The organism is Psychrobacter sp. UBA5136 (assembly GCF_002414005.1).
Lineage (GTDB): Bacteria > Pseudomonadota > Gammaproteobacteria > Pseudomonadales > Moraxellaceae > Psychrobacter.
Map to the genome: position 1 here is coordinate 1 of NZ_DHYG01000037.1, position 14,705 is coordinate 14,705.

Annotated in this window: 15 protein-coding genes; 5 read left to right on the top strand and 10 right to left on the bottom strand. The window is 43.6% G+C overall.

The features are described from left to right. Positions 1 to 427 precede the first annotated feature (427 nt). The 10 genes from B4240_RS05290 to B4240_RS05335 all read right to left on the bottom strand — a co-directional run bounded on the left by B4240_RS05290 (position 428) and on the right by B4240_RS05335 (position 9,918). Entirely contained in the window at positions 428 to 844 is a 417-nt protein-coding gene (locus B4240_RS05290; protein ID WP_296237194.1) for a F0F1 ATP synthase subunit epsilon, read from the bottom strand. A 115-nt stretch (positions 845 to 959) separates the two neighbouring features. Beyond that, positions 960 to 2,393: a F0F1 ATP synthase subunit beta gene (gene atpD / locus B4240_RS05295; protein ID WP_296237196.1), complete on the bottom strand. Its 1,434-nt coding sequence runs from the start codon at positions 2,391 to 2,393 to the stop codon at positions 960 to 962. Between the two features lie 50 nt (positions 2,394 to 2,443). Beyond that, complete coding sequence (atpG, locus tag B4240_RS05300) at positions 2,444 to 3,325, bottom strand: F0F1 ATP synthase subunit gamma (protein WP_296237197.1); 882 nt, start codon at positions 3,323 to 3,325, stop codon at positions 2,444 to 2,446. 246 nt (positions 3,326 to 3,571) lie between these two features. After that, entirely contained in the window at positions 3,572 to 5,116 is a 1,545-nt protein-coding gene (atpA, locus tag B4240_RS05305; RefSeq protein ID WP_296237199.1) for a F0F1 ATP synthase subunit alpha, read from the bottom strand. Between the two features lie 91 nt (positions 5,117 to 5,207). Next, a complete protein-coding gene (locus B4240_RS05310) occupies positions 5,208 to 5,831 on the bottom strand; it encodes a F0F1 ATP synthase subunit delta (protein WP_296237201.1) in 624 nt (207 codons plus the stop codon). 13 nt (positions 5,832 to 5,844) lie between these two features. Beyond that, a complete protein-coding gene (locus B4240_RS05315; protein WP_296237203.1) occupies positions 5,845 to 6,315 on the bottom strand; it encodes a F0F1 ATP synthase subunit B in 471 nt (156 codons plus the stop codon). A gap of 117 nt (positions 6,316 to 6,432) precedes the next feature. Then, positions 6,433 to 6,681, bottom strand: coding sequence for a F0F1 ATP synthase subunit C (atpE, locus tag B4240_RS05320; protein ID WP_025651437.1), 249 nt, complete (start codon positions 6,679 to 6,681; stop codon positions 6,433 to 6,435). Between the two features lie 33 nt (positions 6,682 to 6,714). Further along, complete coding sequence (gene atpB, locus B4240_RS05325) at positions 6,715 to 7,581, bottom strand: F0F1 ATP synthase subunit A (protein WP_296237205.1); 867 nt, start codon at positions 7,579 to 7,581, stop codon at positions 6,715 to 6,717. Between the two features lie 739 nt (positions 7,582 to 8,320). Continuing rightward, a complete protein-coding gene (locus B4240_RS05330; protein WP_296237207.1) occupies positions 8,321 to 8,728 on the bottom strand; it encodes an ATP synthase subunit I in 408 nt (135 codons plus the stop codon). A gap of 341 nt (positions 8,729 to 9,069) precedes the next feature. Next, positions 9,070 to 9,918 (bottom strand): metal ABC transporter substrate-binding protein, encoded by an 849-nt coding sequence (locus B4240_RS05335; protein ID WP_296237242.1) that lies wholly within the window; start codon positions 9,916 to 9,918, stop codon positions 9,070 to 9,072. A 244-nt stretch (positions 9,919 to 10,162) separates the two neighbouring features. Here B4240_RS05335 and B4240_RS05340 point away from each other — a divergent pair, with 244 nt between their 5' ends. The 5 genes from B4240_RS05340 to dksA all read left to right on the top strand — a co-directional run bounded on the left by B4240_RS05340 (position 10,163) and on the right by dksA (position 14,633). Further along, positions 10,163 to 10,711 carry a Fur family transcriptional regulator gene (locus B4240_RS05340; protein WP_296237209.1) on the top strand — a complete coding sequence of 183 codons (549 nt, stop codon included), beginning with the start codon at positions 10,163 to 10,165 and terminating at the stop codon, positions 10,709 to 10,711. 153 nt (positions 10,712 to 10,864) lie between these two features. After that, on the top strand, positions 10,865 to 11,602 hold the full coding sequence (locus B4240_RS05345) for a metal ABC transporter ATP-binding protein (protein WP_296237244.1): 738 nt from the start codon (positions 10,865 to 10,867) through the stop codon (positions 11,600 to 11,602). Between the two features lie 67 nt (positions 11,603 to 11,669). Then, positions 11,670 to 12,503, top strand: coding sequence for a metal ABC transporter permease (locus B4240_RS05350; protein WP_296237211.1), 834 nt, complete (start codon positions 11,670 to 11,672; stop codon positions 12,501 to 12,503). 319 nt (positions 12,504 to 12,822) lie between these two features. Beyond that, the gene (locus B4240_RS05355; protein WP_296237213.1) at positions 12,823 to 13,671 is read left to right on the top strand and encodes a metallophosphoesterase; all 849 of its coding nucleotides are present in this window, start codon (positions 12,823 to 12,825) and stop codon (positions 13,669 to 13,671) included. Positions 13,672 to 14,189: 518 nt separating this feature from the next. Then, positions 14,190 to 14,633, top strand: coding sequence for an RNA polymerase-binding protein DksA (gene dksA / locus B4240_RS05360; protein ID WP_296237215.1), 444 nt, complete (start codon positions 14,190 to 14,192; stop codon positions 14,631 to 14,633). Positions 14,634 to 14,705: the final 72 nt, after the last annotated feature.

Below are 14,705 nucleotides of genomic sequence, written 5' to 3' on the forward strand. Positions count from 1 at the left end.
TACAAAGATCTTTGGCAATATCGTTGGTGGCTTTGCCTATACTATATTGGTATAAGATAAGCAGGCGTAGTCGGGCTCTGGGGTTACTCTCAGTCTTTGAGTATTTGCCAAAGTCATGCGCTTCTAGGTTATGGATTGGTATAGTCATAAGTGGATTATACTATATATTTTGGGTTTGGTATAATTTGGTGGCGTTCCATAGAATAAATGGTTGATTTGTGAGAAAAATAACCTACTAAGCTGCAAAATAGTCGCTGTGAAAAGTAGTTATAAGAAAAACAGTTATAAGAAAAGTAGTGAGCGGAAAAATAGAGATTAAAAAAACAGAGAGCGGAAAAATAGGCATAAAAAAAACAGCCCATGCAGGACTGTTTTTTTATGGTGGAAAAATTAAAGAAAAACTCTAATTTTTGCTACAACAATAAGACTAAGCGCGGTTTTTGTACTTACGGATAGTCTGTAGCTGGGCAACTGATTCAGCCAATGACGCCAAAGCTGCATTGGTTTGTACCGTATCAGATTGGTTGACCAGCATTTGCTCTGCTTTATTACGTGCTTCAACGATTTTACTTTCGTCAAGGTTATGCGCACGCACCGCAGTATCAGCAAGTACGGTAACCATTTTTGGCTGTACTTCTAACACGCCGCCCGATACATAAATGACTTCTTCTTCACCGTTAGGCGTTTGCACACGCATTGCACCTGGTTTTAGCAAAGTAATAAGCGGGGTGTGACCTGGCAATACACCAATCTCGCCTTCGGTACCACTAGCTATTAACATGCTAATTTCGCCTGAATACAACTCTTCACGAGCACTTACGACGCGACATTGTAACGTTGCCATACTTAATTCCTTACCATCAAAGCGCGATCAAAAAACAGTAAAAACTGCGCTGCGTTACTGAGGAGTAGTTATAAGAGTTATATTATACCTACCCGTTAGCCCATACTTATACAACTTACGCTGCAGAAGATTTCATTTTTTCTGCTTTAGCGACGACTTCGTCGATGCCGCCAGCCATATAGAAAGCTTGCTCTGGTAGGTCATCGTATTCACCAGCGATGATTGCTTTAAAGCTTGCAATGGTATCGCGCAGTGCAACATATTTACCAGGAGCGCCGGTAAAGACTTCTGCTACGTGGAATGGCTGTGATAAGAAGCGCTGAATCTTACGCGCACGATAAACAACCAGTTTATCTTCTTCTGATAGCTCATCCATACCCAAGATAGCGATGATGTCTTTTAGCTCTTTATAACGCTGTAGAACTTCCTGCACGCCGCGCGCAACGTTGTAATGCTCTTCACCAATAACCAATGGGTCAAGCTGACGTGAGGTTGAATCTAGTGGATCAACCGCAGGATAGATACCTTGTGAGGCGATATCACGGCTTAGTACGACTGTCGCATCCAAGTGAGCAAACGTCGTTGCTGGTGATGGATCCGTCAAGTCATCGGCAGGTACATATACCGCTTGTACAGAGGTAATTGAACCTGATTGCGTTGAGGTAATACGCTCTTGCAGCATACCCATCTCTTCTGCCAGTGTTGGCTGATAACCAACCGCTGATGGCATACGGCCTAGCAATGCTGATACTTCAGTACCGGCTAGCGTATAACGATAGATGTTATCAACGAATAAGAGTACGTCACGACCTTTACCAGTGGCAGGATCTTTGGTATCACGGAAGTACTCAGCCATGGTCAGACCAGACAGTGCAACACGTAGACGGTTACCCGGTGGCTCATTCATCTGACCGTAAACCATCGCAACTTTAGATTTGCTAAAGTCTTCAACATTGACAACGCCAGCTTCTTGCATTTCGTGATAGAAGTCGTTCCCTTCACGCGTACGCTCACCAACACCTGCAAACACTGATAAACCTTCGTGTTTAAGGGCGATGTTGTTGATCAATTCCATCATGTTGACGGTTTTACCAACACCCGCACCACCAAACAGACCAACTTTACCGCCTTTAGCAAACGGGCAAAGCAGATCGATAACTTTAATACCAGTTTCTAGTAGTTCAGTACTGTTTGACTGTTCTGCGTAGTTTGGGGCGTCACGGTGAATAGACCAGCGCTCATCTGCAGCGACTGGGCCTTCTTCATCGATAGGACGACCAAGCACGTCCATGATGCGACCTAGCGTTCCCATGCCTACTGGCACAGAAATAGGAGCACCTGTGTTGGTGACTGGTAGGTTACGCTTTAAACCTTCAGTTGAACCCATGGCAATAGTACGTACGATACCATCACCTAGTTGTTGCTGAACTTCTAGGGTGGTTTCAGTGCCATCTACTTGTAAGGCATCATAAATTTGAGGAACTTCGTTACGGTCAAACTCAACGTCAAGAACCGCGCCAATAATCTGTACAATACGACCGCTACTCATTGCGTTCTCCTTGAACTTCTGTATATAGTGGGTTTTATAAAGGGTTTCACTTATGAAACAGCAGCAGCACCGCCAACGATTTCCGAGATTTCTCGGGTAATCGCCGCTTGACGCAGCTTATTATAAACCAACTGTAAATCGTTAATTAGGTCACCAGCATTATCTGTTGCCGCTTTCATCGCAACCATACGCGACGACTGCTCAGAGGCGATGTTTTCCATCACCGCTTGATAGACAATCGACTCGATATAGCGACCAAGTAATTCATCAATCAAGGTTTTGATGTCAGGCTCGTAGATATAATCCCAGCTCAGTTCTGTCTGAATACCGCTGTCTTCATCACCAAAAGCGCCTTCTGGTAGAGGCACCAATTGACTGACAATCGGCTTTTGGGTCATGGCGTTGACAAACTGGTTATAGACCACATAGATACGGTCCAATTTACCGTTGCTATAGTCTTCTAACATCGCTTGTACCGGCGCGTTTAATTGCTCAAACGTTGGCTTATCGCCATAATCGGTCACCGCTGAGGTGACGTTACCACCAAAGTTTTTGAAGAAGCTGACACCTTTAGCACCAATAACGGCAAATTCGGCTTGTACAGACTGATCTTGATATTGCTGAATACTTTTAGTTAAAGCTTTGAATAGGTTAATATTCAAACCACCCGCTAGGCCGCGATCTGATGTGATGACAATATAGCCAACCTTGTCAACAGGACGCGTAACCATGTAGGGATGTTTGTAATCTGATGAGGCATGCACCAAATGCGAAATAACCCGGCGCATACTATCAGCATACGGGCGACCCACTTCCATGCGCTCTTGGGCACGGCGCATTTTACTAGCGGCTACCATTTGCATAGCGCGAGTAATTTTTTGGGTACTTTTAATACTGGTGACTTTGGCACGTATCTCTTTTAAGCTTGCCATAATGATTCCAATATAAGAGGGTTAAAAAGCATGGGCGTATGCAACAATCATTTCATATAAAACACTGAACTTATTCAGTAATGTTTTTACATCTTGTGGCATGACGCAATCTTAGACCTTTGCTGGCTAAAACAGTGGCGCGATTATCTTAAACAAAAGCCTTTTACGCTTAAATACTTCTTAGATAATGCGCCACTTTTACGCTCTAGATTAAAGCGCTAACCAATTTAGGCTTAACCCGTTAAATTAATAACTGTGATTTTGTTTAAAGGTCTCTAAAGATGACTTTAAACGACCTGCGATATCATCATTATAATTCGCAGTATCATTAATCTCACGCATCAATTCACTCTGCTCATCATGCATATAGCGTAAGTAAGCGTCTTCAAAAGCACCAATTTTTTCAACAGGAACGTCCGCTAAGAAGCCTTCGTTCGACGCATAAATAACTGCCGCTTGCTCTGCGATAGACATTGGCTGATATTGTTTTTGCTTCATCAGTTCAGTTACGCGCTCACCATGATCAAGCTGTTCACGCGTTGCGTCATCAAGATCTGAGGCAAACTGAGCAAATGCTGCAAGTTCACGGTACTGAGCTAGCGCGGTACGAATACCACCAGACAGTTTCTTAATAATTTTCGTCTGAGCAGCCCCGCCCACACGCGATACCGAAATACCAGCGTTCACCGCAGGACGGATACCTGAGTTAAATAGGCTAGATTCTAAGAAAATCTGACCATCAGTGATTGAAATCACGTTGGTTGGTACGAATGCAGAGACGTCACCGGCTTGGGTTTCAATGATAGGCAATGCCGTTAAAGAACCTGTTTTACCCTTCACTTCACCATTGGTGAATTTTTCTACATAATCCGCATTTACGCGTGATGCACGCTCAAGTAAACGTGAGTGTAAGTAGAATACATCCCCGGGATATGCTTCACGACCTGGCGGACGACGTAGCAATAGTGAAATCTGACGATAAGCAACGGCTTGTTTTGATAAGTCATCAAATACAATCAGCGCATCTTCACCGCGGTCACGGAAGTATTCACCCATCGTACAACCTGAGTACGGTGCGATATATTGAAGTGCTGCTGGCTCTGATGCTGAAGCAACGACAACAGTGGTATATTCAAGCGCACCAGTTTGCTCAAGCTTACGTACCACGTTAGCAATGGTAGAACGTTTCTGACCGATTGCGACGTAGACACACTTAATACCAGATGCTTTTTGGGCAATGATCGCATCGATAGCCATCGCGGTTTTACCCGTCTGACGGTCACCAATGATAAGCTCACGCTGACCGCGACCGATTGGAATCATGGTATCAACGGCTTTATAACCCGTCATAACTGGCTGATCGACTGACTGACGGTCGATAACGCCTGGAGCGATTTTTTCGACTTTATCGGTCATCTTGGCATCGATAGGGCCTTTACCATCAATAGGATTACCCAAGGCGTCTACAACACGGCCTAGCAGTTCAGGACCTACTGGTACTTCAAGGATACGCCCAGTACAATAAGCTTTTTGACCTTCTTGCAGCTGTAGGTAATCACCAAGTACTACCGCGCCGACAGAATCACGCTCTAGGTTAAGCGCCATTCCATAGATTTCGCCTTCAAACTCAATCATTTCGCCGTACATGGCATCTTCAAGACCATGAATCTGCACGATACCGTCAGATACTTTGACAATCGTGCCTTCATTCTTTGCAGTTGCACCCGCATCAAGGTCTTGAATACGCTGCTTAATCAGGTTACTGATTTCCGCTGGATTCAATTGTTGCATTGCCTTGTTTCCTTTAATTTATGATAACCCGCCACTGACTTAAATGCTCTTATATCACGCAAGCTTTATAAAGCTGCACGGATGATTGGCATTAGGCCGTTAGCTGTGTTTTTAACTGTTGTAACTTGCCGCGCATCGAATCATCAATGATTTTGTCACCGACTTTAATCGTAGCGCCCGCCAATAGACTTGGATCAACCGACTCGTGAATCACCACACTCGCATTTAGCGAGGCAGCAAGACGCGTTTGAATCGTTTCACGCTGGGCGTCGGTTAATGGATAAGCAGAGGTCACATAAGCGTCAAGCTGCTTTAAGCTTATTGCCTTGTGACGGCGATAATGCTCATAAACTTCAGGAAGCAGCGCCAGACGCTCTTGTTCTGATAACTGTTTAACGAAGTTACTAAGTGCTACTGATACTTTAGGATAGCTGGCGTTTTCGTCATGACGAGCCCCTTGGGTCTCACCTAATAACTGCTTAAAAGCAGAATCATTCGCACTAGCTACTTGCGTATCATAAAGATCAATCAGCGCAGCTGACTTATGCTCAGCAGAAACAGCTGGATTGTCTAGCCAAGTACTGAACGACTTGTCATTGACAACGGTAGCGGCAATAAATAGGAAGTTTTCCCACTCATTTACTACCCCGTTTTCATTGGCATAGTCAAACGCGGCTTTAGCGTACGGTCGTGCTAAGGTTGATAAGTCAGCCATGATATCCTCACAATTACAGCTTCGCCGCCAGTTGGTCTAACATACTGGCATGTTTTTGCACATCGACTTTGTCTTGCAAAATCTTTTCGGCGCCAAGGACAGCCAGTTCAGCAACTTGGGCACGCAAGGTTTCGCGCGCTTGATTGATTTCTTGGTCGATAGAGGCTTGCGCTTGTTGACGAATGCGCTCGCCTTCCGCTTGGGCTTGCGATTTTGCATCTTCAACAAGCTGATTGGCGCTCTTGTTCGCTTGCTCAATTAGCGCAGCAGCTTTTGTTTTTGCAACCTCAAGCTCCTGCTGTACATTTTGCTCCGCGGTCGCTAAATCTGCTTTTGCTTTTTCTGCAGCATTCAAGCCTTCAGCGATTTTACGCTGACGCTCATTAATGGCACCGATAAGTGGTGGCCACACGAATTTCATGCAAAAAATCACAAATATTGCAAAAGCAATGGCTTGACCGATGAGGGTAGAATTGATATTCACGTGATCACCTCTTTGTTAATGAAAAATCAGTTTCATTGATCATATTTGATAGCCAAACTTTGACTATGTTTAATATACAAACTTTGACCACCAAACATTTACAACTGAGCTTTCTGATTAACCTGCTAGAGGGTTAGCGAACAACAATAGCATAGCAATACCAACACCAATCATCGGTACGGCATCAAGTAGACCTGCCACGATGAACATACGAGTTTGCAGTTGTGAACCAAGTTCTGGTTGACGTGCAACACCTTCTAAGAACTTGCCGCCTAGAATAGCAAAACCAATGCCTGTGCCAAGTGCGCCAAGACCGATAAGCAGTGCTACTGCGATAACTGTGTAACCACCTAATACTGGATCCATTGATGTATCCTCATTTACCTATTGAATGTATAATTAATGTTCAGTTGATGATGCAAGTGACATATAAACTATCGTCAACATCATAAATACGAACGCTTGAAGGGTAATAATTAAGATGTGGAAAATCGCCCACGGCACCGATAACGCCCATTGAATCCAAAACGGCATCAGGGCAATCAATACGAAGATTAGCTCCCCAGCATACATGTTACCGAATAGACGCAAACCCAATGAAATTGGCTTAGCAATCAAGGTAACAAACTCTAAAATAAAGTTGACGGGGATTAAAACAATTTGCATGATTGGGTTTTTGGCGCTAAACGGATGCAGTGTTAACTCACCGATAAAACCACCCAACCCTTTTTCTTTAATACTGTAGTAAATAATCAGCGCAAAGACAGAAAATGACATGCCAAGCGTGATATTAGGGTCAGTCGTTGGCACAATCTTGAAGAACACGTGATGTGGATCATGACCCATCGCAGCGCCAATTTGCCCTGCTAGACTTGGAATGAAGTCGATAGGTAATAAATCCATCAAGTTCATCAAGAAAATCCACACAAAAATGGTCAACGCTAGCGGCGCAATCAATTTTGACGTACCACTATAAGAATCACGAACGTTGTTATCAACAAACTCAACGATCATCTCAACCGCTGCTTGAGTTTTGCCTGGTACGCCTGAAGTAACTTTTTTGGCAACCATCCAAAAGATGGCACAAAATACAATACCAAGACCAATTGACCATAACATGGAGTCAAGGTGGATAGCTTTAAAACCCATTAATCCTGCTTCCTCAGCAGTGTGGGCAACTTTCCAACCTTCGCCCGGCAGATAGCCGTACGTCCAATTCGTTAAGTGGTGAGAGATATATTCTGATGATGTTTGCTCGGATGCCATAATGTAAGCTTCTTATTAATCAACGATTTAATCAACTACCAAAAAATATGGTTGTCATCTGATGAGGAATTGGCGTTTCTCACTAATCTGCCATTGCAGATTAAGAAATTCTGCTAAAGCCCTCATGTAACCAATAACATCCAACCCATAGCACTATAATTACTCTGTTATTGTCAAATAACTGATCTGTTATTCTTAAATAAGTAAACTGCTCTTGCTACTCAATTTAATAGCGATAGATAAATTTTAGCTATCAAAAAAGGGCACACGATTATTCACTAATGGCCCTTGCATGTCTACGCAAAATTTTTATGTATGTGCTTATTTGTCTCGCCCAGCTGCAATAACCACCCAATACGGTGCGCATAAGCAAGACATTTAGCTGCCTATATTAATGCAGCGTGGTATTCGTGTAAAGTCAATTATGACTTTTTTATCACTGTGTGAATATGTTAAACCCTATTAACGTGAGCTTACATAGCTTTACGTCTATTATGCCAAATTGATAATCGAGTTATACTTAATAACCCTTATCCGATAAGGGAATAATAATGGCGATTATTTACGCTTGCTTGCTGCTTGAGCGCTTATATTCATACTTTATATTGTAAAAACGGTTTGCAGTCATTTAATCATTGTTTGATGACTTTATAACAGTAATCGTAGAGAAGCTGGACCGCAGGATGACAAATGTATGTGCTTTTTTATCTGACTATTAAAATAATAATAGATTTTAAATCTAGCGTATATGCCACAACATCCAACTGTGACTAATCTGCATTACCATAAAACCTATGAGTAGCGCTGGCGCTGATAGAGGTTGTATGGTAATAAAAATTAGTGCAAAACCAAATACGGTCAGGAGCCATTTGACCATCTGACCACGATATAGCTGGCTGACAATGTGTCTGCGCGCGCGATATCCGGTATACCAAAAGATAAATCCAGCAAAGACCGCTTGAGTGGCAAAACTGAGCAGCGCACCGATAGCGTTACTCTTTGCGACGATAAGTGTACTGTCTTTACTACCTAGCCATGCAACATCTACTATCCAGCCCAGCACAATCAGGATAAATAAAATCCATGCTTGGCGTTTTAGATAAATAGCAATTTTATCTTTTTGGGTGCGTTTGGCAGGTTTGGTCATCGATATTTCTATAGCTCTATAACGTGGGGACAATGTAGCACCGTTGCGACAATACTATCCGTGAATGGCTCACTCTACAGACGTTATCTTTTAACCAAAATAAAACGCCACTTATTATAGGGAGCAAGCGGATTTTAAGCAAGTGAAATATGCCTTTTATCAAGCATTTAGTTGTTTAAGGCTAAAAATCTCTCTACAGAGTCAATAAAGCAGCACTAATAACCTCTAAAACTGCCTTTTCTGCCGTTAATTGGTAACTATTATTTAGCAAATTGGCCTCGCGTCACTTTAAATAGTATTAAAGCTTAGCTTGCCAACTATTATTTAAACGGTATCTACATCTACCCGATACATTGACGAATTTGCTGCGCCATTGCCTGCCAGCCATTAACAAAATCTTTACTGTTGCTCATATCTTCCGCTTGCACGGTGCTTTTCACTGGCTGCAATTTTGCCAACAAACCTTTAGCAGGACGGCTTGGGCTAACCAAACACATTTGTTTTGCTAGGCGCTGCTCATTTAACCAGCGTAATTGACTGGCTTTTGGCGCTAAATGGTGATCGGTACTTAAGCTGCCAATTAATCGTAGCTTAGCGCTGTCTTCCATATATTGATACGCATCATGATAGGCCCAGTACGGTAACGCTTGTTGCGGACGGTTTTTGTTGGCTGCTGCCACCGCCCTATCCATACGCTGGGCAAATTTTTGCGCATTGGCGTGATACAGCTTTTTATATTGCGGATTGGCGTGACTGTGAATGACCGCAAGCGCGCGCGTAATGGCTTTGGCGTTTTCAGGATCGAGCCAAATATGCGGATCGAGCGTGCCAGTAATGGCTTTGCCTTTAACATCACGCAGCGGATGACGCGTAAACGCATCAAACTTGAATAACGCAATCGCATTAGGCGCGCTATTGAGCGTGGTTGCTAGATTGTTTTCTAACGGCTCGCCAAACCAAACCACAAACTTGCTGTTTTGAATCGCCTTGATATCGCCGGGGCTAATGCTACCGTGATGCCCGACCTCCCCCGCGTGCAATAATTGCTTGGCAGGCGGCGTGCCTTCTGTGACCGCTTGGCTTAACAAAAACAGCGGATAGTTACTGACGCTCACCGTTGCTGCTTGCGCGCTCATCATTAACGACCCAAATACAACAACGCCAAGCCCCAATAGGCGCTGCAAACTCATGGGTAGGCGTAGAAAACTTTTAAAGAATGAAATCATAATGGCGGCTTTTAAGGTTTAAGGATAAATGGCAGAAGTATAAATGCACGGTTGAGGCATCACTTTGATGACAAGATAAAGACATCTAACAATACGTTAAAAGCACTTATCTGTTTTTCAATTTAGTATGTTATACTATAACAATATAAAAAACCATCATAAAAAATGTCTGGCATAAAATTCTAGATTATTTTTAGGAGATTGCTGCATGTCTACTCATTCATCCATTTGTGCTCATTTACACGATGTACAAGATTTTACGCCGTCTGATGTGAGTGAGCGCTTGGTTGCAGCAAAAGCGCAATGCCGCTCAAGCGGTGCACGCTTTACGCCGCTGCGCCAACAAATATACCAGCTGGTGCTAGAAGCCAATAAACCCGTTGGCGCTTATGATTTGATTACGCAGTTGCAGCAAATGCGCCTTGCTGAGTCTGAAGTAGAAAATAAAACCTCGAGCAATCAAGCAAGTAATCAAACGCCCAAAAATGTCGCACCGCCGACGGTTTATCGCAGTTTAGAGTTTTTACTGAGCGAGGGCTTGATTCATCAGCTCACTTCTATTAATGCATATGTGCCCTGCTGTCACCCGCGCGCCCAGCACACGGCGGCGTTTTTAATCTGTGCGCAGTGTCAGCGCGTGCAAGAATGCAGCAGTTTACCGGTGCAGGAGATGATGAGCTTTGCAGAACAAGACGTTGGTTTTATGGTTGAGCGCAGTGTCATTGAGCTGAGCGGTCGTTGCCAAGCGTGTCAGTAAAATCGTTGTCTGCCAACGTTTTATGTTTACGCTTTTATGCTTAACCATTATTCTGTCCTTTCTTAATTATCATTAATACATCAGTACTGCCCTATGAGCCTACCGACTTCACCAACCCAAGCGTCTGCTGCTACTCATATAAGCAATAAGACGATGCCCAATGCCACCAAATTGCTGAGTTTAAATGATATTGGCTTTCATGTTGGGCAGCAGCGCATCCTCTCGCACATCAATATTGATATTGCCGTTAATGAAACGGTCAGCCTTATCGGGCCTAATGGCGCGGGCAAATCCACCTTGGTTAAGCTAATTTTGGGTTTAATAGAACCCACAAGCGGGCAGATAACAGCGCAGCAAAAGTTGCAGCTTGGTTATGTGCCGCAGCGTTTTACTGTGCCGCCCATTTTGCCGTTGCGCGTGTGCGATTTACTGGCGCAAGCGGACAAAAAGCGTTTAACGGCTGAGCAGCGCCAGTTTATCTTTGATAATTTATCTTTAACGCACTTATTGTCGCGGCAGATGCTGCATCTGTCAGGCGGTGAAACCCAGCGGGTGTTATTAGCACGAGCTTTGTTAGATAAGCCAAATTTATTAATTCTAGATGAGCCAATGCAAGGGCTCGACCCTGATACCGAGGTTTGGCTGTATCAATTTATCGATGAGCTGCCAGAGTTTTTGCGCTGCGCCATGCTGGTGGTCTCGCATGATTTACATTGGGTAATGAAAGGCAGTCGGCGCGTGATTTGTTTAAATAAACACATTTGCTGCGAGGGCCAACCAAGCGAGCTTGCCATTAGTTCAGAGTTTCAAAAGCTCTTTGGCCATCATTACGAGCAGCCGTACGTGCATCAGCCGCACGCTTGCGAGCATCATGCTCCAAGCGAGATATAACTTAAAACCAAGCCTGTTAAGGCAAAAATCGCCTGTCCCTTATTAAAAAACGTTACGGATATCTATTATGACTGCTTGGTTAGCCATCATTGCCCCTGCTTGGATTGCGGGTAGTATTTTAGCGCTCCTCTCTGCGCCCTTAGGTTGCCTAGTATTATGGCGGCGTATGGCATTTTTTGCCGATGCATTAGCGCATGGGACTTTGCTAGGCGTAGCGTTAGCAGTGCTGTGGCAATTGCCCATGGGTATTGGCATTGCCATCGTCAGCGTCTTGGTGGTACTGGGTTTGGTATTCATCGATGATGAGCGCTTGCCCGTCGATGCGGTATTGGCTGTGGTTGCCGTATCGCTGCTGTGTTTAGGTTTATTAACCTTGACACAGCTGACCGATCAGCAAGCCAATGTCTTAGGCTTTTTATTTGGCAATTTGCTTGAGCTTGATTGGGCAGATTTGCCGTTGATTGCGGTAAGTGTTTTGGTGGGCTTAGGATTACTGATTTATATATGGCCCGCACAAATAAAGCTTGCGACCCATGAAGCGCTAGCACGGATTCAAGGTATCAATCCGACGCGTCAGCGGCTATTTTTTATGGGCGTGTTAGCAGGGTTTTGCGCCATCGCCTTGCAAGCGGTTGGTAGCTTATTAATCAGTGGTCTACTGGTGTTACCAGCACTGACAGCGCGCTTATGGTCAGCATCGCCAAAACGAATGGTTATGATAGCCTTACTTGTCGCCCAACTTGGCGTCACGCTTGGCGTTTGGGGCAGTATTTGGTTTGATATTCAAACGGGGCTTGCTATCGTTTTGGTACTCGCCATTTTGTTTTTTGTTGCACTCACTATCTCAAAGCTAATAAGCAAAAAATCCATCTTGGCAAAATTTTGGTCAGCTCGCCGTTAAATGTATTTGGATATAACATAAGATTTCTCATGCCTTCGGCCATTATTATTTAGGTCGCAATTTTGATATTTGCTTCGTCTTTGTCGAACTTTATTTCATCAATATTGCTAGAGCTTTAATGGCCATTATGTTATAAACTTTCCTGAATACTATCAATGCTATAGTTAACAAATTTTTCACTAAATAAAGGCTTGATACTTTAATTTGAAACTGTTTTTATCTAGCCACGTTTTAGTTTAACCATGTTTCAATTTAGCCATATTTTAGTTTGACAATGTTTTGATTTAATATCGTTTTGATTGATAAGGGACTAAATTCAATGCTTAGCTATCCTGCCAGCGCAGTCAGCACGCCAGACGGACAGGTCAATGTGTTGCAAATTACAGATTTGCACTTATCTCCCCCTGTGTTCACTGATAAAAACACTGGCGGAAAAAATGATAGCGCCGTGGCGATTTGCCAACGTAGCTTTGAGGCGATTATCAAACAAGCGTTAAGCGAGGAGCGGCGCTGCGATTTAATTCTTGTCACAGGCGATTTAGTCAACCAGGTTCAAGTAGAAGTTTACGACCATATTTTTGAGGTTTTGCAAGCGACGGGCATTCCTTTTGCTTGTATCGCAGGCAACCACGACGTCACCGATGAGAATAACAGTGAGTTGCCATTTTTTCAGCGCGAACTTGTCGCCAGACCTGCGGACACGCGCTTATTAAACCGTCATGTGATCGAAACGGATCATTGGCAGCTGCTGCTATTAGATTCTTCTATGACAGGTAAGGTAGAAGGTGAAGTGACGACAGCCGACATCGATTGGCTCTGTGAGCAGCTAGAGGCATGCGCTAAGCCTGCACTTATTGCGCTGCACCACCACGTGATACCGGTCGATTCTGACTGGATTGATCAGCATATGGTCGAAAATGCCGATATTTTTTGGCAGCGGCTGGCAGCATTTGAGCATCTAAAGGTTATTATTAGCGGGCATACCCACCAAGAGCAAGTTCGTCATCGGCAAGGGGTGACGGTTTATAGTACGCCTTCTACCTGCTACCAGTTTAAGCCTTTTGAAGATGATTTCGCTTATGATAAAAGCGCCCTACCCGGCTATCGCTGGTTGCAATTAGCCAACAATGGAGAGGTTGCAAGCTGGGTTGAAAGGCTAGATACTTGACGACCAGTTTTATGAGCAAAAATTTGGCCAGTATTTAGCTAGTATAATGCTGCCAGAGTGTGTATGTTATAGGGCTAGCTAAGATTGCGGGTTTTATAAATCATCACTTTGGGTTGCCAATTTTCGTAACTTAACCGTAAAGCTAAAAACGCTAAACAAGTTATATAATAGATAATGTAAAAAAAATGAGAACGGTCTAATTTTATTTAGACAAAATTATAATAGCTAGGATGGCTAAATTGACCACAAGCTAAGTTTTCACAGTCAGCGATTTGTCCATTTATTTAACGGCTAGCATTTAAATAAAAACATTGATGACAATATACCTGACCATTGATAATCGATAGATCGCTAGCAGCATATCGAAATAACCGTATGTTTAGATCAGCTGTGTTACTTGTGTTACTAAGTGGTAAAACGTTTATAAAGGAGCCGTTTATAGCGTTTGGTAAATTTATAACGTCTTATCTTTTGATATGTCGTTTTATTGAATTAATTTGAAAAAGTAGGATACCCATATGAGCACCCTGACCCCAAACCCGAATCCAAATGATGTAAAGTTCACCCCTTATGCCCCTGCCGAAGACGAAGAATACATGTCTGATGAGCAGTTGGCGCATTTTAAGGCGATTTTATTAGACTGGAAGCACCAACTGATCGGCGAAGCGGATCGTACCAAGACTTATATCCAAGATGAGTCCAGCGCCATGCCTGATATCAATGACCGCGCTACTCAAGAAGAAGAGTTCGCTCTGACCTTGCGGACGCGTGATCGTGAGCGCAAGCTGATTCGTAAAATTGACAAATCTATCGCTGAAATCGAAAACGAGGATTATGGCTTTTGTGAGACTTGCGGCGTCGAAATTGGCCTACGTCGCCTCGAAGCCCGTCCAACCGCGACGCAGTGCATTGACTGTAAAACTTTATCTGAGATTAAAGAGCGTCAAAACCAAGGCGCTTAAATCCAGCAAGTTTAAAAGTTATTAATCATGTTAATACGCATACGAGCGGCCATTTATTGGTCGCTCGTTGCG